Origin of the sequence: Sphingomonas sp. NY01 (assembly GCF_038809135.1) — a bacterium.
Classification (GTDB): Bacteria; Pseudomonadota; Alphaproteobacteria; order Sphingomonadales; family Sphingomonadaceae; genus Sphingomonas; species Sphingomonas carotinifaciens.
In genome coordinates this window covers 2,514,671-2,531,456 of sequence record NZ_CP101722.1, presented here as the reverse complement: position 1 = coordinate 2,531,456, position 16,786 = coordinate 2,514,671, and the positions used below count along the sequence as shown (strand labels likewise).

Annotated in this window: 20 protein-coding genes and 1 tRNA gene; 13 read left to right on the top strand and 8 right to left on the bottom strand. The window is 66.7% G+C overall.

The annotated features are described in order from the left end of the window. The first annotated feature begins 6 nt into the window (after positions 1–6). From gatB to NPJ82_RS12245, 4 genes are all read left to right on the top strand, one after another. Positions 7–1,479, top strand: coding sequence for an Asp-tRNA(Asn)/Glu-tRNA(Gln) amidotransferase subunit GatB (gatB, locus tag NPJ82_RS12260; protein WP_342657535.1), 1,473 nt, complete (start codon positions 7–9; stop codon positions 1,477–1,479). Positions 1,480–1,589: 110 nt separating this feature from the next. Continuing rightward, positions 1,590–2,318: a hypothetical protein gene (locus NPJ82_RS12255; RefSeq protein ID WP_342657534.1), complete on the top strand. Its 729-nt coding sequence runs from the start codon at positions 1,590–1,592 to the stop codon at positions 2,316–2,318. Beyond that, the gene (locus NPJ82_RS12250; RefSeq protein ID WP_342657533.1) at positions 2,315–3,490 is read left to right on the top strand and encodes a M48 family metalloprotease; all 1,176 of its coding nucleotides are present in this window, start codon (positions 2,315–2,317) and stop codon (positions 3,488–3,490) included. The genes NPJ82_RS12255 and NPJ82_RS12250 overlap by 4 nt, the downstream gene beginning before the upstream one ends. Beyond that, positions 3,490–4,101, top strand: coding sequence for a hypothetical protein (locus NPJ82_RS12245; RefSeq protein WP_342657532.1), 612 nt, complete (start codon positions 3,490–3,492; stop codon positions 4,099–4,101). The genes NPJ82_RS12250 and NPJ82_RS12245 overlap by 1 nt, the downstream gene beginning before the upstream one ends. A 522-nt stretch (positions 4,102–4,623) precedes the next feature. On the opposite strand, the gene NPJ82_RS12240 is transcribed toward NPJ82_RS12245, so the two are convergent. The 3 genes from NPJ82_RS12240 to NPJ82_RS12230 are packed head-to-tail and all read right to left on the bottom strand — an operon-like array spanning position 4,624 to position 5,223. Further along, the gene (locus tag NPJ82_RS12240) at positions 4,624–4,872 is read right to left on the bottom strand and encodes a hypothetical protein (RefSeq protein WP_112381034.1); all 249 of its coding nucleotides are present in this window, start codon (positions 4,870–4,872) and stop codon (positions 4,624–4,626) included. A gap of 14 nt (positions 4,873–4,886) precedes the next feature. Then, positions 4,887–5,057 (bottom strand): hypothetical protein, encoded by a 171-nt coding sequence (locus tag NPJ82_RS12235; RefSeq protein WP_160146715.1) that lies wholly within the window; start codon positions 5,055–5,057, stop codon positions 4,887–4,889. Positions 5,058–5,061: 4 nt separating this feature from the next. Continuing rightward, positions 5,062–5,223 (bottom strand): hypothetical protein, encoded by a 162-nt coding sequence (locus NPJ82_RS12230; RefSeq protein ID WP_162843965.1) that lies wholly within the window; start codon positions 5,221–5,223, stop codon positions 5,062–5,064. Between the two features lie 113 nt (positions 5,224–5,336). Between NPJ82_RS12230 and NPJ82_RS12225 the strand changes: the two genes are divergently transcribed. From NPJ82_RS12225 to NPJ82_RS12200, 6 genes are all read left to right on the top strand, one after another. Continuing rightward, positions 5,337–5,421: transfer RNA gene (locus tag NPJ82_RS12225), tRNA-Leu, on the top strand. A 61-nt stretch (positions 5,422–5,482) separates the two neighbouring features. Continuing rightward, a complete protein-coding gene (gene tig, locus NPJ82_RS12220) occupies positions 5,483–7,165 on the top strand; it encodes a trigger factor (protein ID WP_342657531.1) in 1,683 nt (560 codons plus the stop codon). A 191-nt stretch (positions 7,166–7,356) separates the two neighbouring features. Beyond that, on the top strand, positions 7,357–8,295 hold the full coding sequence (locus NPJ82_RS12215; RefSeq protein ID WP_112381032.1) for a glycosyltransferase family 2 protein: 939 nt from the start codon (positions 7,357–7,359) through the stop codon (positions 8,293–8,295). A gap of 55 nt (positions 8,296–8,350) precedes the next feature. After that, complete coding sequence (locus NPJ82_RS12210; RefSeq protein WP_112381031.1) at positions 8,351–9,037, top strand: ATP-dependent Clp protease proteolytic subunit; 687 nt, start codon at positions 8,351–8,353, stop codon at positions 9,035–9,037. Positions 9,038–9,160: 123 nt separating this feature from the next. Then, entirely contained in the window at positions 9,161–10,429 is a 1,269-nt protein-coding gene (gene clpX / locus NPJ82_RS12205) for an ATP-dependent Clp protease ATP-binding subunit ClpX (protein WP_112381030.1), read from the top strand. A gap of 204 nt (positions 10,430–10,633) precedes the next feature. Continuing rightward, complete coding sequence (locus NPJ82_RS12200; protein ID WP_162843964.1) at positions 10,634–10,801, top strand: hypothetical protein; 168 nt, start codon at positions 10,634–10,636, stop codon at positions 10,799–10,801. On the opposite strand, the gene NPJ82_RS12195 is transcribed toward NPJ82_RS12200, so the two are convergent. Further along, positions 10,791–12,104, bottom strand: a complete 1,314-nt coding sequence (locus NPJ82_RS12195; RefSeq protein WP_342657530.1) for an MFS transporter — start codon at positions 12,102–12,104, stop codon at positions 10,791–10,793. The two genes, NPJ82_RS12200 and NPJ82_RS12195, sit on opposite strands and share 11 nt — an antisense overlap. A gap of 147 nt (positions 12,105–12,251) precedes the next feature. On the opposite strand from NPJ82_RS12195, the gene pgsA reads away from it, so the two are divergent. Genes pgsA through NPJ82_RS12180 form a run of 3 tightly spaced genes read left to right on the top strand, consistent with a single transcriptional unit; the run spans position 12,252 to position 13,515 of the window. Next, positions 12,252–12,803 (top strand): CDP-diacylglycerol--glycerol-3-phosphate 3-phosphatidyltransferase, encoded by a 552-nt coding sequence (pgsA, locus tag NPJ82_RS12190; protein ID WP_149680830.1) that lies wholly within the window; start codon positions 12,252–12,254, stop codon positions 12,801–12,803. Between the two features lie 5 nt (positions 12,804–12,808). Next, positions 12,809–13,066 (top strand): molybdopterin converting factor subunit 1, encoded by a 258-nt coding sequence (gene moaD / locus NPJ82_RS12185; protein ID WP_342657529.1) that lies wholly within the window; start codon positions 12,809–12,811, stop codon positions 13,064–13,066. After that, complete coding sequence (locus tag NPJ82_RS12180) at positions 13,063–13,515, top strand: molybdenum cofactor biosynthesis protein MoaE (protein ID WP_342657528.1); 453 nt, start codon at positions 13,063–13,065, stop codon at positions 13,513–13,515. The genes moaD and NPJ82_RS12180 overlap by 4 nt, the downstream gene beginning before the upstream one ends. Before the next feature lie 21 nt (positions 13,516–13,536). Here NPJ82_RS12180 and NPJ82_RS12175 read toward each other — a convergent pair whose 3' ends face one another. The 4 genes from NPJ82_RS12175 to NPJ82_RS12160 all read right to left on the bottom strand — a co-directional run bounded on the left by NPJ82_RS12175 (position 13,537) and on the right by NPJ82_RS12160 (position 16,775). Continuing rightward, positions 13,537–14,199 carry a fasciclin domain-containing protein gene (locus NPJ82_RS12175; RefSeq protein WP_342657527.1) on the bottom strand — a complete coding sequence of 221 codons (663 nt, stop codon included), beginning with the start codon at positions 14,197–14,199 and terminating at the stop codon, positions 13,537–13,539. 111 nt (positions 14,200–14,310) lie between these two features. Continuing rightward, a complete protein-coding gene (locus NPJ82_RS12170; protein ID WP_342657526.1) occupies positions 14,311–14,925 on the bottom strand; it encodes a fasciclin domain-containing protein in 615 nt (204 codons plus the stop codon). Between the two features lie 113 nt (positions 14,926–15,038). Then, positions 15,039–15,941, bottom strand: a complete 903-nt coding sequence (locus tag NPJ82_RS12165) for a hydrogen peroxide-inducible genes activator (RefSeq protein WP_112381025.1) — start codon at positions 15,939–15,941, stop codon at positions 15,039–15,041. Positions 15,942–16,013: 72 nt separating this feature from the next. Next, complete coding sequence (locus NPJ82_RS12160) at positions 16,014–16,775, bottom strand: sulfite exporter TauE/SafE family protein (RefSeq protein WP_112381024.1); 762 nt, start codon at positions 16,773–16,775, stop codon at positions 16,014–16,016. Between the last annotated feature and the right edge of the window lie 11 nt (positions 16,776–16,786).

Sequence of the window (16,786 nt, the reverse complement as noted above, 5' to 3'; positions counted from 1 at the left end):
AGCGAAATGACGGAATCAACCTACCGCATCCAGGGTGCCACCGGCGAGTGGGAGGTCGTGATCGGCCTGGAGGTGCACGCGCAGGTGACGAGCCAGGCGAAGCTCTTTTCGGGCGCGGCGACCGCGTTCGGGGCCGAACCCAATACGCAGGTGTCGCTGATCGACGCGGCGATGCCCGGCATGCTGCCGGTGCCGAACCGCGAGTGCATCCGCCAGGCGGTGCGCACCGGCATGGCGATCGATGCGCAGATCAACCGCTGGTCGCGGTTCGACCGCAAGAATTATTTCTATGCCGATCTCCCACAGGGTTATCAGATCAGCCAGCTCTACCACCCGCTGGTCGGCGAGGGCGCCATCGAGATCGCGCTGGACGAGAAGGACCCCGAAGGCTCGGTCAAGTCGATCGGCGTCGAGCGCATCCATGTCGAGCAGGATGCGGGCAAGCTGATGCATGACCAGCATCCGACGCGTTCCTATGTCGACCTCAATCGATCGGGCGTGGCGCTGATGGAGATCGTCAGCCGGCCGGACATGCGGTCGCCGGCGGAAGCGGGGGCTTATTTGCGCAAGCTGCGCGCGATCCTGCGCTATGTGGGTTCCTGCGACGGCAACATGGAAGAAGGCTCGATGCGCGCCGACGTGAACGTCAGCGTGCGCAAGGTCGGCGATGAACTCGGCACGCGGACCGAGACGAAGAACGTCAATTCGGTGCGCTTCGTGATGGCCGCGATCGAATATGAGGCCAAGCGCCAGGTCTCCGTGCTGGAGGATGGCGGCAGGATCGTCCAGGAAACGCGGCTGTTCAACGTCGAGAGCGGCACGACGCGGTCGATGCGGTCGAAGGAAGATGCGCATGATTACCGCTACTTCCCCGATCCCGACCTGCTTCCGCTGGAGCTGGACGAGGCGTTTCTGGAGGAGTGTCGCGCCAGTCTGCCCGAATTGCCCGATGCCAAGCGCAAGCGGTATGAGGGCCTGGGGATCAGCGCCTATGCCGCCAATGTGCTGACCGCCGAGGTGGAGGCGGCGCGCTGGTTCGATGCGCTGCTGGAGACGGGCGCCAAGCCGGTGCCGGCGGCGAACTGGGTTACGTCGGAACTGTTCGGGGCGTTGAACCGGACGGGGAAGGGGATCGAGAACAGTCCGGTGAGCGTGGACCAGGCGGCCGAGCTGCTGGCGCTGGTGGCGGACGGGACGCTGTCGGGCAGTCTGGCCAAGCAGGTGTTCGAGGTGATGCTGGAGACGGGCGACGGCGCGGCCAGAATCGTGGAGGAGCGCGGCCTGAAGCAGACCAGCGACACCGGTGCGATCGAGGCGGTGATCGCGGGCGTGCTGGAGAAGAACCCCAACCAGCTGGCGCAATATCGCGGCGGCAAGGAGGCGCTGTTCGGCTTCTTCGTCGGGCAGACGATGAAGGCGATGGGCGGCAAGGCGAACCCGGCCGTGGTCAACGACCTGCTGAAAAAGGCGCTCGGCTGAGGCTCGGAGGCGGGCAGGCAGCTTGTAAGAAGCTGCGCTTGCCCGCCTCGCCCACCCCGGATTAGGTTTCGTGCGGCTCGTGACGCGGGCCGGAACCGGGGGGTTTTAGCATGTCATCGCGCTGGTTCGCTGCGTTTGCGGCGATGCTTCTGGTCGTGCCGGCAATGGCGGACGCCAAGATCCGCTTCGACCGCAACTTCCGCTTCGACGGTGGCAAGCCGGTGCGGATCATCGTCTTTCGGCCGGACGTGAAGGTGGGGGCGATGGGCGCGGGCGGGGTCGAGGAGGCGAATGCCGACTGGACCGCGGCGGCGCGCGACAAGCTTGTCGCACAGGTAAAGGCGAACCAGCAGGCAGCCGGCAACGAAGCGGTGTTCCTGGCCGAGCAGGACGGCGAGGCGGGGCAGCTGATCGCGGAGTATCAGGCGCTGTTCCGCACGGTGGCGGGCGCGATCGTCCAGCACAAGATGAACCCGGCGGCGAGCCTGCCGACCAAGAAGGACCGGTTCGACTGGACGCTGGGCGAAGGCGCAGCGCGGCTGGGGCCGATCGGCGGCGGGGACTATGCATTGTTCCTGTCGACGCACGACGCCTATGGCACGGCAGGGCGCAAGGCGTTGCAGATCTTCGCCGCGCTGGCGATCGGTGCGGTGGTGCAGGCGGGCGTGCATGAAAGCTATGCCGCGCTGGTCGACCTGAAGACCGGCAACATCGTATGGTTCAACGTCGATCCGGGATCGGGTGGTGACGTGCGCACCGACGAGGGCGCGGCCAAGCGGGTCGGGCAGTTGCTGGCCGAGTTTCCGACGGCGCAAGTGCGGCAGGTCGCGGCGAAATGATCGCGCATGTGCTGGCGGCGCTGGCGCTGCTTGCCACGGGGCCGGCGCAGGGTGGTGCCGGGCAGGCTGGGCCGGGTGCGGGGATCGGCATGGGCTACCAGCCGGCGGACAAGGACGAGCGCGGACTGTGGATGGAGGTGGACGAGCTGGAGCGCCAGTTCCGGACCAGCGCCTTCGTCATCCGCGATCCGGCGCTCAACGCCTATGTACGCGGCGTCTTCTGCCGGATGGTGGACGCGGCCGCATGCCAGGGGGTGCGCATCTATCTGGTGCGGACCGCGGATTTCAACGCGTCGATGGCGCCGACCGGCATGATGATGGTCAATACCGGCCTGTTGCTGCGCGTGCGCAACGAGGCGCAGCTGGCCGCGGTGCTGGGCCATGAATATGCGCATTTCACGCGGCAGCATTCGCTGCGCAACCTGCGCGACATGCGGGGCAAGGCCAATGCGCTGGCGTGGCTGTCGGTGTTGCCGGTGCCGGGGCTGGCGGGCGCGGCGGCGATGGGCGCGATGCAGTTCGGGCTGATCGGCGCGATCTTCCATTTCTCGCGCGCGATGGAAAGCGAGGCGGACGCGGGATCGGTGCCGTTGATGGTCAAGGCTGGCTATGACCCGCGCGAGGCGGAGAAGGTGTGGGAGCAGTTGCGCGCCGAGCAGGACGCGACCGCCGCGGCACGCCACACCCGCAGCCGCAAGAACGACAATGGCGGGCTGTTCGCCACGCATCCCCCCAGTGCGGAGCGGATCGCGGCCCTGCACGCGCTGGCGGCCGGCGGGACCGGCGAGGACGGACGCGCGGCGTATAGCGCCGCACTGGCGCCGTGGTGGCCGCAACTGGTGGACGATCAGGTGAAGCTGAACGACACGGGTGCGACCGACTTCCTGTTGACCGCGCTGGCCCATGAGGGGTGGACGGCCGACCTCCTTTATGCGCGGGGCGAATTGTACCGGGCGCGGGGGCAGGCGGCGGATCTGGGCCAGGCGGCGGGGTTCTATCGCGAGGCGATCGGCCTGCCGGGTGCGCCGGCCGAGGCGTGGCGCGGGGCGGGGCTGGTGGCGCTGCGCACCGGGCGGGCGGACGAGGGGCGCGCGGCGCTGGCGGAATATCTGCGGCGCAAGCCCGATGCGACGGACAAGGCGATGATCGGCATGATGGCGGAGGGGTTGTGATGCGCAGGGTACGGGGATGGGCGGTGGCGGCCGCGCTGATGATGGCCAGCCCGGCGCTGGCCTATAAGCTGGTGCCGCACGGCGTCCGCGTCGCGGTGGCGAAGTCGGCGCTGACGGTGCAGCCGCCGATCGACTGGAACCGGATGCAGTCACGCCCCGGTCGCAATGCGGAAGCCTGGACGCTGGACGGCATGCCGTTGAACGAGGTGACGTTTTATGGCGGCATCGCGGACGGCCAGACGCTGTTTCGCGAAGTGGACAAGAAGCGCACGCCGCTGCCGCGGTTCGGTGCGACGATGCTGGCATCGGATGTCGTGCAGTTGTTCGAGAGCAGCTACCGGCTGGCGGGCGGCTCCGCGCTGTTCAGCGTGGACGATGTGGCACCGGCGACCTTTGCGGGGCGGAAAGGCTTCCGCTTCGCCTATAGCTTCACGCTGAAGGATGATGAGGTGAAGCGCCGCGGCGAGGCGATGGGGGCGATCGTGGACGGGCGGCTGTATCTGATCAGCTTCGAGGCACCGGCGATCCATTATTACGAGCGGAACCTGGCCGACTATCGTGCGCTGGCCGGTACGGCGCAATTGCCGGGTGCCAGCGTGAAGGTGTCTTGAGCGGGGTCCTATAAGGTTGGCACTGGTTCGAGCACGTCCGGTCGCCCTCACCCTTCGCCGCCTTCGGCGTCTTTTCCCTCTCCCGGCGGGAGAGGGAGTAGCGAACCGCGGACAGGGTGAGCGCGAACAGGGCAATCGAAAAGCGACTCGCGGGGCTCGCTGGATGACCGTTGGAAATGTTTCCAATCGTCGAGCCGACCGGGATGACGCGTTGTACGCACCGCTTCGACCATAGTCCGCTCGGCGGAAATGGAGCAGGGCGACGTCACCTCAATCCGTTCGTGTCGAGTAGAGATCGAGTAGCTCCTCAGGAGCGTATCGAGAGCTCGTATCGAGACAGTGCTACACGGGGCGACGTGTCTCTCGATACGTCGTCTCGATACACGGCTTTGCCGCTACTCGACGACTACTCGAGACGAACAGGGGAGGGATCAATAGGATGTCATCCAACTTCAAGTCGAAATCCAGAGGTTGGAGGCTGTGCTTCGACTTCGCTCGGCACGAAGGGAGACAATAACAGCCTTATTGCTGCGTCAGGTCCTGGTTCTTCACGACGCCGCCGGTGCCGCTGTTGCCGTCGAATGCGCCTGCATCGGTGAAGGTGCCGGGTTCGTCGCCGCCCTCGCCGCGCTCGACCGCGTCCGAGCGCGCCTCGACCGCCTGTTCGATGTCGCTGCGCGCGTCATCGTCCTGCGCGGCGGGTGGGCTGTCCGGATGCGCGTCCGGGCGATCTTCGGGAAGGCTGTCGGGATTGGGTTCGGGATCGTTCATGACTGTTCCTTGTTTCAACGGCTCGTACCGGCAAGACCGCCGGTTTCGGCGCGCATCGCGTCGGTACCGCCAATGTCGTCGGTGTCGCCGGGCTTGCGGGCGCCGACGTCGCTGGCCGTTGCGCCCTCCTCGGGGGTGAGGGGCTGCGGCGGTAGCGGGTCCTGGCCTTGCTCGTCCTGGGCCATGCGATCAGATTTCCGCGGGCTGGCCGGTGCCCGGATCGCCCGACGGGGTGCCGGGGGAGGGCTGGTCAAAATCCGGGCCGGGGGGCGCGATTTCGGGCGGCGGGGCGTCGGGCTGTGCCGGCTGGGTCGGCTGCGGCGGAACCTCGGTCGGGGGCTGCGTGGCCATCAATTCTCTCCTTGGTACGATGGGCAAACGCGCGGGCGCTGCGCGGGTTGCCTGTTCCTCTTGCTCCGCCATGCCATGCTGATATAGACGCGCGCCCATCGGCAGTGTCCTGTGCGGGCGTGGCGGAACTGGTAGACGCGCTGGATTTAGGTTCCAGTATCGTAAGATGTGGGGGTTCGAGTCCCTTCGCCCGCACCAGTCCCGCCGCCCGGCGGGACGGAAAGCCGTCAAGAAATTTCTCCAGATTGAAGGCCTTAGGATGCAGACTGTCGAGACGCTGAACGAGGGGCTGAAGCGCGCCTACACGCTCACCATCACCACCCAGGACATCGACACCAAGGTCGATGCCGAGCTGAAGCGCCTCGCCCCGCAAATCCGCATGCCCGGCTTCCGCCCCGGCAAGGTGCCCGCGAACCTGGTGCGCAAGATGCACGGCCCGGCGCTGCAGCAGGACGCGCTGAACGCGGCGGTGCAGGAAGGCATCCAGTCGCTGATCGCCGACAAGGGCCTGCGCCCCGCGATGCAGCCGCAGGTGGAGCTGGGCGAGGGGTATGAGCCGGGCAAGGATGCGACGCTGACCGTGACGATGGAAGTGCTGCCGCAGGTGCCGGCGCCCGCCATCGACGGCCTGAAGCTGGAGCGTCTGACCGTGCCGGTCGCCGACGCGTCGATCGACGAGCAGCTGAAGAAGTTCGCCGAGCAGCAGAAGCGCTGGGACGATGCCGGCGACAAGGCGGCCGAGCAGGGCGACCTGGTCACCGTCGATTTCGTCGGCAAGACCGCCGACGGCGTCGCCTTCGAGGGCGGCACCGGCACCGACATGGGCGTCGAGATCGGCTCTGGGCGCCTGATCCCCGGTTTCGAAGACCAGATCGTCGGCGTGAAGGCGGGCGAGGAGAAGCAGATCTCCGTCACCTTCCCCGAGGACTATCCCGCCAAGGAACTGGCCGGCCAGCCGGCGACCTTCGACCTGGTCATCAAGTCGGTGAAGACCGCCGGCGAGGCGACCGTCGACGACGAGATGGCCAAGAATCTGGGCTTGGAGGGTCTGGACCAGCTTCGCGAGCTGCTGAAGGGGCAGATCGAGCAGGAGCATAACGGCCTGACGCGCACCTACATGAAGCGCAAGCTGCTCGACCAGCTGGCCGAGGGGCATGACTTCGAAGTGCCGCCGTCGATGGTCGAGGCCGAGTTCTCGCAGATCTGGGCGCAGCTCGAGCATGAAGCGACGCACGAAGCCGATCCGGAAAAGGCCAAGGCCGAGATGGAAGGCGAGCGCGACGATTACCGCAAGATCGCCGAGCGCCGCGTGCGCCTGGGCCTGCTGCTGTCCGAAATCGGCCAGGCGAACGGCGTCGAAGTGACGTCGCAGGAAATGAACCGCCTGATCGCGCAGGCCGCGCAGCAGTATGGTGCGGAAGATCGCCAGCGCTTCATCCAGTACATCCAGCAGGAGCCGATGGCGGCAGCCCAGCTCCGCGCGCCGCTGTACGAGGACAAGGTCGTCGACTTCCTGTTCGGCAAGGCCGAGATCACCGACCGCGAGACCACGCGCGAGGAACTGGAAGCGGCGATCGAGAGCGAGGACGGCTTTGCGACCGGCACGCACATCCACAACCATGATCACGATCACGATCACGACCATCATGACCATGGTCACGATCATGACCATGCGCATGGCCATGACCATGATCACGGCACGCCGGTGGCCGAGACCGAGGTGACCGGCGACGCGGAAGACGCGCCCAAGCCGAAGGCCGCCAAGAAGAAGGCTGCGTCCAAGGACGAGACGCCGGCCGCCGAGGGTGAGCCCGCGGCGAAGAAGCCGCGCGCCAAGAAGGCCGCTGCCGCCGAGGGTGAGGCAACGGACGCCGAGGAAGGCGCCGAGGCCGCCCCGAAGAAGCCGCGCGCCAAGAAGGCTGCACCGAAGACCGAGGCGTAAGGCCTTGATGGGTGGGGTTCCCTCTGGAGCCCCGCCCGCTGGCGCTGCGGCCGGGTCACCCTCACCCTTCCGCGCCTGCGGCGCTCCCTCCCTCTCCCGGCGGGAGAGGGAAGGGGCCCATCGGCAGAGCCGATGGGAAGGGTGAGGGCGGATCGCCGACGCAGAACTTTCCTTTCAGACAGGCGCCCGCCATGTCCGCCGCTTTGCCCCGTATCGCCGTCCTGCTCCCGTGCTACAACGAGGAAGCCGCCATCGCGCAGACGGTTGCCGGGTTCCGCGCCGCGCTGCCGGATGCCGCGATCTACGTTTATGACAACAACTCGTCCGATCGCACCACGCAGGTGGCCGCGGCGGCGGGGGCGATCGTCCGGCGCGAGCGGATCCAGGGCAAGGGCGCGGTGGTCCGGCGCATGTTCGCCGATGTCGATGCCGACATCTATGTGATGGCGGACGGCGACGCGACCTATGACGCCGCCTCCGCACCGGCGCTGGTCGCGCGGCTGGTGGACGAGCAACTGGACATGATCGTCGGCCAGCGGGTCAGCGAGGCGGAACTCGCCTATCGCCGCGGCCACCGCTTCGGCAATGCGATGCTGACCGGCATGCTGGCGCGACTGTTCGGGCGCAGCTTTTCGGATATCCTGTCGGGATACCGGGTGTTTTCGCGCCGGTTCGTCAAAAGCTTCCCCGTGCTGTCGGTCGGGTTCGAGATCGAGACGGAGATCAGCGTCCATGCACTGGAGTTGAAGATGCCGTGCGCGGAGGTGGCGACGCCCTATTTCGCGCGGCCCGAGGGGTCGGCGTCGAAGCTGAGCACCTATGGCGATGGCTGGCGCATCCTGCGCACGATCCTGAAGCTGTACCGGATCGAGCGGCCGATGTGGTTCTTCGGCGCGATCGGGGCGCTGCTGGCGGCGGTCGCCGTGCTGCTCGCGGTGCCGCTGATGCTCACCTATTTGCAGACGCATCAGGTGCCGCGTTTCCCGACCGCGATCCTGTCGACCGGCCTCATGCTGCTGGCGGCGCTGAACCTGTTCGCGGGGCTGATTCTGGACACGGTGGTGCGCGGGCGGCTGGAGGTCCGGCGGCTGGCCTATCTGTCCCATCCGGCACCGTCTGCCGGGGCTTGAACTCCGCTCGCGGTCACGCGACATAGGGGGCCTTCAGGGCATCAGAGAGAGTTTCATGCACAATCCGTTCGAGACCGGCGATTTCGCAAGCCCGCTGGCGCAGGCCGGCGTCGGTCTTCGGCAGACCCAGGCCGGTCTGGTGCCGATCGTCATCGAGCAGTCCAACCGTGGCGAGCGTTCGTTCGACATCTTCTCGCGCCTGCTGCGCGAGCGTATCGTTTTCGTGACCGGCGGCGTTGAGGACGGCATGGCCTCGCTCATCACCGCGCAGCTGCTCTTCCTCGAGTCCGAGAACCCGAAGAAGGACATCTTCATGTACATCAACTCGCCGGGCGGTGTCGTCACGGCGGGCATGGCGATCCACGACACGATGCAGTATATCCGTCCGCGCGTCGGCACGGTGTGCATCGGGCAGGCGGCGTCGATGGGCAGCTTCCTGCTGTCGGCGGGCGAGCCGGGCATGCGCGTCGCGCTGACCAATGCGCGGATCATGATCCACCAGCCGTCGGGCGGCGCACAGGGCATGGCGTCGGACATCGAGATCCAGGCCAAGGAAATCCTGCGCATCCGCCAGCGGATGAACGAGCTGTACGCCAAATATACCGGTCAGCCGATCGACGAAATCGAGCGCCGCATGGACCGCGACACGTTCCTGTCGTCGGACGAGGCGAAGAATTTCGGCCTGATCGACGAGGTGTTCGACAAGCGGCCGGTGCCGAGCGAGGACGCCGCCGCGGCATGAGGCGAAACGGGATGAGCCGTTCTGTGTAAACGGCTTATTTCGATTGTGCGTTTACTGGGGTGCGATACGATGGGCACCCCACCAACGGAGCGCATCCGCCGGGCGGATGCGAGAGGTGATTGAATGACGAAACTGAGCGGTGGCGACTCGAAGAGCACCCTCTATTGCTCGTTCTGCGGCAAGTCGCAGCACGAGGTGCGCAAGCTGATCGCCGGACCGACGGTTTTCATCTGCGACGAATGCGTGGAACTGTGCAACGACATCATCCGCGAGGAAACGAAGTCGGCGCTGGTATCCAAGAAGGACGGCGGCGTGCCGACCCCGCAGGAAATCTGCAACGTGCTCGACGACTATGTCATCGGGCAGAAGCAGGCGAAGCGCGTGCTGTCGGTGGCGGTGCACAACCACTACAAGCGGCTGAACCACGGCGCCAAGGGTGCGGACGTCGAACTCGCCAAGTCGAACATCCTGCTCGTCGGCCCCACCGGCTGCGGCAAGACGCTGCTGGCGCAGACGCTGGCCCGTATCCTGGACGTGCCGTTCACGATGGCGGACGCGACCACGCTGACCGAGGCCGGCTATGTCGGTGAGGATGTCGAGAACATCATCCTGAAGCTGCTTCAGGCGTCGGACTACAACGTCGAGCGCGCGCAGCGCGGCATCGTCTATATCGACGAGATCGACAAGATCAGCCGCAAGGCCGAGAACCCGTCGATCACGCGCGACGTGAGCGGCGAGGGCGTGCAGCAGGCGCTGCTGAAGCTGATGGAGGGCACGACCGCCAGCGTTCCGCCGCAGGGTGGCCGCAAGCATCCGCAGCAGGAATTCCTGCAGGTCGACACGACGAACATCCTGTTCATCTGTGGCGGTGCGTTCTCGGGTCTGGAAAAGATCATCGGCGACCGCTTGCAGGGCAAGTCGATCGGCTTCGGGGCCTATGTCGCGGCGCCCGAGGAGAAGCGCACCGGCGAGGTGCTTCGCCAGACCGAGCCGGAGGATCTGCTGAAGTTCGGCCTGATCCCGGAATTCGTCGGCCGTCTGCCCGTCATCGCGACGCTGGAGGACCTGGACGTCGACGCGCTGGTCAAGATCCTGTCCGAGCCGAAGAACGCGCTGGTGAAGCAGTATCAGAAGCTGTTCGAGATGGAGGAGGTGGAGCTGGACTTCACCGACGACGCGCTGGTCACGGTCGCCAAGAAGGCGATCGAGCGCAAGACCGGTGCCCGCGGCCTCCGCTCGATCCTGGAGGCGATCCTGCTCGACACCATGTTCGACCTGCCGGGCATGGACGGCGTGGACGAGGTGATGATCGACAAGGATGTGATCGAGGGCCGCAAGGAACCGATCCGCGTCTATGCCGAGAAGAAGCAGAAGGATGGTGCCGCCGCCTGACGGTGACGACGCCAACCCTCTGGACGATCAGGAAAAGCGGCTCGCAAGGGCCGCTTTTTTTGTGCGTGGATGCCAGGCGTCGGAGCGAGCGACACGGCCAGCAGCCTGCCTTATTGATGCCGTGTTTCGGAACGGGACAGCGTGGCTGAAGCCGGCCCATTTTGGGTGGATCGCAAAAGGTAAACGCCACGTTAACGTTTGGCTATGACCAGACGTCTCGTTCTTACCAATGAAGCCGCCGGCCACCCGTTTCGGCGCAGTCTGCCGCCGCCGCCACGCGCGCGGCGTGTGCGCAACGACGACAGCGACTGGCGGTTGTTCGCGCTGAGCTTCGCGGCGTTCTTTACCTGCTTTTACAGCTTCATTTTCTGACGGCCGCGCACGGCTCGTCACAGGCGCGGTGCAGCTTGTAGGCGAGCCAGGCGGAGACGAGGCACATTGCCGCGACCACGAACAACATGTCCTGCGGCGTTACGCCGAAGGAGGAAATGCCCAGCACCACCGCGGACCCTATCGTCATCGCGGCGCAGTTGACGATATTGTTGGCCGCCACGGTGCGTGCGGTCTGATCCTTCTCCACGGTCGTGGTCAGGAAGGCGTAGAGCGGCACTACGAACATGCCGCCGAAGACCGCGATGGCGAGCAGGGCGAGCAGGATGCCGATCGCGCGCGGTTCGTGCAGGAAGGTGAGCCAGGTGTAGAGGGTGCCGGCCGGTGCGGGCGTCCAGTGGCGGCTGAGCAGCGAGAACAGCACCACGCTGGCCCCCATCGCGATCACCGAGGCGGGCGCGTAGCGGGCCGAAATCTCGCCCTTCAGCAGCGTGTTGATGACTACGGACCCGATCGCGACGCCGACCGAGAAGGTGGCGATGGCAAGGCTGGCAACCTCCTTGTCGGCGGTCAGCACGTTCTTCACCAGCGGCGGGAAGATGATGATGAGCATCGAGCCGATGCTCCAGAAGAAGCTGATCGCGATGATCGCGAGGAACAGGCGGCGGATATGCAGCGTCGCCGCGATCAGCCGCCAGGAAGCGGTGAAGGGGTTGTAATTGACCTTGAGCGGCGGCCCCTCGCGCGGGGCGGGGGGCACCATGCGCCCGGTGACCCAGCCGAGCGCGGCGACCGCCAGCACGGCGATGCCGGCGCCCTCCACCGAAATCCAGCCGGCGGTGACGGTGCCGAGTAGGATGGCAAGATAGGTTCCCGCCTCCACCAGACCGGTGCCGCCCAACACGTCGTCGGTGCCCAGATGCTGGGGCAGGATGGCGTATTTGATCGGCCCGAAAAAGGTGGAATGGACACCCAGTGCCAGCACGGTGCCGAGCATCAGCGCAAGCCCGGCACCGGTATAGCCCGCCTGCGCGATGAACAGCCCGGTGGCACCCACGGCCATGATCGCGATCTCCGCGGTCTTCACCAGGCGGATGATGCGCGCCTTGTCATGACTGTCCGCCAATTGCCCGGAAAGGGCGGAGAGCAGCACGAACGGCACGATCGACAGGCCGGTTGCCAGCGCGTTGAAATTGGCTTCCTGATGCGCGTCGTTGAAGATCGTGTAGGTGGCGAACAGCACCATCGACGTCTTGAACAGATTGTCGTTGAAGGCGCCGAGGAACTGGGTGACGAACAGCGGCAGGAAGCGCCGCCGCGTAAGGAGCCCGAGGGCATTGAGCATAATGAACGATAGCCCGATCGTGGCAGAAGGATGCCGATACCCATAGCCGAGCCGGGGGCGGGACGCCAACCGCTTATGAACATCGGTGAAGGTTCGCTTCCCGGGAAAAGGGTTTGTCCGGGGCGGAAGGGTGGTTAGAAGACGGGGATGCTCACGCTGCCCAACCTGCTGACGCTTTCGCGGATCGTGGCCGTGCCGCTTCTGGTCGGCCTGTTGTGGTGGCCGCACTGGACGCCCGGTTACGGCATCGCCTTCGCGCTCTACTGCCTGATGGGGATCACCGATTATTTCGACGGCTATCTGGCGCGCGCGCATGGTGCGGTGTCGAAGCTCGGCATCTTTCTCGATCCGATCGCCGACAAGATCATGGTGGCCGCGGTCATTCTGGTGCTGGTCGGTACGCATGACATTGCGGGCATCGATGTCGTCGCGGCGCTGATCATCCTGCTGCGCGAGATCGCGGTGTCGGGGCTGCGCGAATTTTTGGCGCAGTTGCAGGTTTCGGTGCCGGTCTCGCGACTGGCCAAGTGGAAGACGACGCTGCAACTGGTGGCGCTGGGCGGCCTGATCCTGGGCGGGGCGCTGCCGGGCTGGCCATGGGTGAAGGATGTCGGGCTGGCGTCGCTATGGCTGGCGGCGGCGCTGACGCTGGTGACGGGGTGGGATTACCTGCGCGTCGGCCTGAAGCACATGGATTGACCGCGATGCCCATTCACATGCTGTATTTCGCCTGGGTGCGCGAGCGCATCGGGGTGGCCGAGGAACAGGTGACGCCGCCGGACGATGTTCGCGACGTCGCCGGGTTGATCGCGTGGCTGGCCGGGCGCAGCGACGGTCATGCCGAAGCCTTTGCCGAGCCGGCGCGACTGCGTGCGGCGGTGGATCAGGATTTCGTGGCGCTGGATGCGCCGATCGCCGGGGCGCGCGAGATTGCGGTGTTTCCGCCGGTGACGGGCGGATGATCCGGATCGTGGTGAGCCCGGCGCCGATCGACCTGCCGAGCGAGATCGCAGCGGCCGAGGCGGACGGCGCCGGGGCGGTGGCGACCTTTACCGGGCTGGTGCGCGCCGATGACGGTGTCGATTGCCTGGAGTTGGAGCATTATCCGGGGGCGACGGAGGCGGCGCTGATGCGGGTAGCGGAGCAGGCAGTGGAGCGCTGGTCGTTGCAGGGGGCGACGATCGTGCACAGGGTGGGGCCGATGCGGCCGGGAGAGCGGATCGTGTTCGTCGCAGCGGCAGCACCGCATCGGGGCGATGCGCTGGCGGCGTGTGCCTATCTGATCGACCGGTTGAAGACCGATGCGCCGTTCTGGAAGCGTGAAACCCGTGGGGGTACCGCATCCTGGGTCGAGGCGCGGGAGAGCGATACGGCAGCGGCCGCGCGGTGGAGTGCGACCGGGGCGGGATGATCCGCCCCGGTCCGCCCCGGATCAGCCGATCTTGGGGATGCTGATGCCGTTGGTCAGGTGTGCGACACCGTTGGTGGCGCGCACGTCGGCCTGATCGACATAGGCCTTCTGGCCGTTCACGTCGGTCAGCATGATGTTGCCATTGGGGCCGATCTGCGCGGTGAGCGGCTGTCCGGCGAGCGTGGTGAGCGTCGCGGTGCCGCCGCCGGCGGTGATCTGCTGCTTCAACTGGTCGGCGGTCAGGGCGCCCGACACGACGTGATATTTGATGATGGTTTCCAGCGCGGCCTTGTTCTCCGGCTTCGACAGCGTGTCGAGCGCGCCGGCGGGCATGCGGCTGAACGCCTCGTCGCTGGGTGCGAAGACGGTGAAGGGACCGGGGCCGGCGAGCTGCGCGTCGAGGCCGGCGGTCTTGACGAGGCGGGCGAGGGTGGCGCGGCCGGGGAGCGTGGACAGGGCCTGGGCCAGCGTGGTGGTGGGCGCAGCGGTCGCGGCACCGGTCGCGGGGGCGGCCGGAGCGGTGCCCGTGGCGGGCGCCGCCGGAGCGGTCTGCGCAGGGGTCGTGGTCTGGGCCGGATTGGTCGTCGCCGGCGCGGTCGGGGCAGGCGCCGTGGTCTGCGCGGTGGCGCCGGTGACGAGCATCAGCGAGGCGGCAATTGCGGTCGAGGAAAGACGGACGTTCATCAACAGGGTCTCCCGTGGTTATGCGGTGCAGCGTGCATCACGCCGCACCGGCGTGTAAAATTTAGAGGCCATGCCGCGCGGCGGAGCGAGCCGCCGGCGGGGCGGGTGCCATCACCCCAGATTGGGGACGAGCACGCCGTTCACGACATGGACCAATCCGTTGGACTGTCGCGCGTCCGCGACTTCGACATAGCTTTTGTTGCCGTTCACGTCGGTCAGGGTGATGACCGACTGCGTCATCGTGGCGGTGAGCGGGTCGCCCGCCAGCGTGGCGAGCGTCGCCGTGCCGCCGCCGGCGTTGATGCGGGCGGTCAGTTCCTGCGCGGTGAGGTTGCCGGCGACGACATGGTAGCGCAGCAGCCTGGCGAGCGAAGCGCGGTTGGCGGGGAGCAGCAACTGGTCCTGCACGCCCGGCGCCAGACGCGCAAAGGCGGCGTCATTGGGCGCAAAGACGGTGAACGGGCCGGGCCCGGCCAGCGTCGCGGTCAACTCCGCGGTCCGCAGCACAGTGGCAAGCGTGGAAAGGGCGGGCGCCGCGGCAATATTGTCGGCGATGGTGCGCGTCGGGGTCATGGTCGCGCCCCCGACGACGGGATTGGTCGGGGCGGTGACCGGCGCCGTGTCCGTTGCCGGTGTATCGGACGGCGCCACCGGCTTGTCCCGATCCTTGCCACATGCCGCCAGCGACATGGCCAGACCAAGAAGGGGAAGCATCAGGACGCGCAAATGTCGATCTCCAGCGATGTCGCATGACGAACATGCAACCAATGTGGAGATAAGACGAAGATGACGGAGTTTGGTTGCAGAACCGAAACATGGACGGTCCCGCAACGGCGGGATCAATAGGCGTCGGCAAGCACCTGGGCGAGCAGGCGGAAGTCCTTTTCGCGCGGAGACGCGCGGCGCCAGACCAGCGCGATGCTGCGCACCGCATTGGCGGCATCGAGCGGGCGGGCCGAGATGCTGGTGTTGTTCAGGATGCCGGCACGCACCGCCATTTCGGGCAGCATCGTCATGCCAAGGCCGTTGTCGACCATCTGGACGATGGTGTGGAGCGAGGTGCCGAGCATCGTCGCCTCCGCCCGGATTTCCGGCCGGTTGCAGGCGGCAAGGGCATGATCCTTGAGACAATGTCCATCCTCCAGCAGCAGGAGGCGGGTCTCGTCGATCGCGGACACGGGGATGCGCGGCGTGGGCCGGTCGATGTCGATCGCCTGGAATGCGACAAACAACGGGTCCTCGAACAGGATCTGGCTGGTCACTTCGCCGCACGAATAGGGGAGGGCGAGCAGGACGCAGTCGGTGCGGCCGTTATGCAGCCCTTCGCAGGCGGGGCCGCTGGGTTCCTCCCGCAGGAACAGCTTCAGGTCGGGATATTGTTCGCGCAGGTGGGGCAGGATGCGGGGCAGCATGAAGGGCGCGATGGTCGGGATCACCGACATGCGCATCTCGCCCGACAGCGGTCGACCGGCGGCGCGGGCCATGTCGCCAAGCTCCTCGGCCTCGCGCAGGACGCGGCGCGCCTTTTCCGTGATCCGCTCGCCCAGCGAGGTGAAGCGGACGACGCGGCGGGTGCGCTCCACCAGGGTGACGCCGATCAGCGTCTCCAGCTCGCGCAGGCCCGCCGACAGGGTGGACTGGGTAACGTAGCACGCCTCCGCCGCACGGCCGAAATGACCATGGTCCTTCAGCGCGACCAGATATTGCAACTGCTTCAGCGTGGGGAGGTAGGTGGCGGCCATGGGAAAGCCAGATACCCGGTTCGTCGGGCGATGCCAGCCGCTTTCGTGGCTGGCGCGCGCGGAGGGGGGCGATCAGGCGAGGGCGCGATAGAGGCCGTAGATGCTGGTAAGGGTCAGGATCGTGCCGACAAGGGCCAGCAGCGTCTTGGCGGGTACGCGCTTGGCGAGGAGCGCGCCGAAGGGGGCGGCGACGACACCGCCGATGAGCAGGCCGATCGTGGCGAGGGTGAAGGCGGCGAAGCCCAGTTGGGTGATGAAGGTGATCGAGATGGTGAGCGTCAGGAAGAACTCGGCAGTGTTGACCGTGCCGATGGTGGTGCGCGGCGTCGCGCCCTGCACCAGCAGGTTCGAGGTGACGACCGGCCCCCAGCCGCCGCCGCCCGCCGCATCCAGGAAGCCGCCGACCAGACCCAGCGGCTCGACCACCTTGGGCTCCTTGTTGTGCGGCGGATAGTGGAAGGCGCGGACGAGAAGATAGACGCCGATCAGCGTCAGATAGCCCAGGATAAACGGCTTCACCGTGCCGGCATCAATGTTGGACAGGACATAGGCGCCGAGCGCCCCGCCGATGACGCCCGGAATCATCAGGCGCAGGAACAGCTTCCAGTTCACGTTGCGGTGAAGCGCGTGGCTGATCCCGGAGACGGCGGTGGTGAAGGTTTCCACGGTATGGACCCCGGCCGAGGCGGCGGCGGGTGGCACGCCCAGGCTGAGCAGCAGCGTGTTCGAGATGACGCCGAACGCCATGCCCAAGGCTCCATCAACGACTTGCGCGGCAAAACCGACGGCGATGAAGGGCAGGATGTCGATCAGGTTCACGCTCGTCGGGTCCATTGATGATCCTT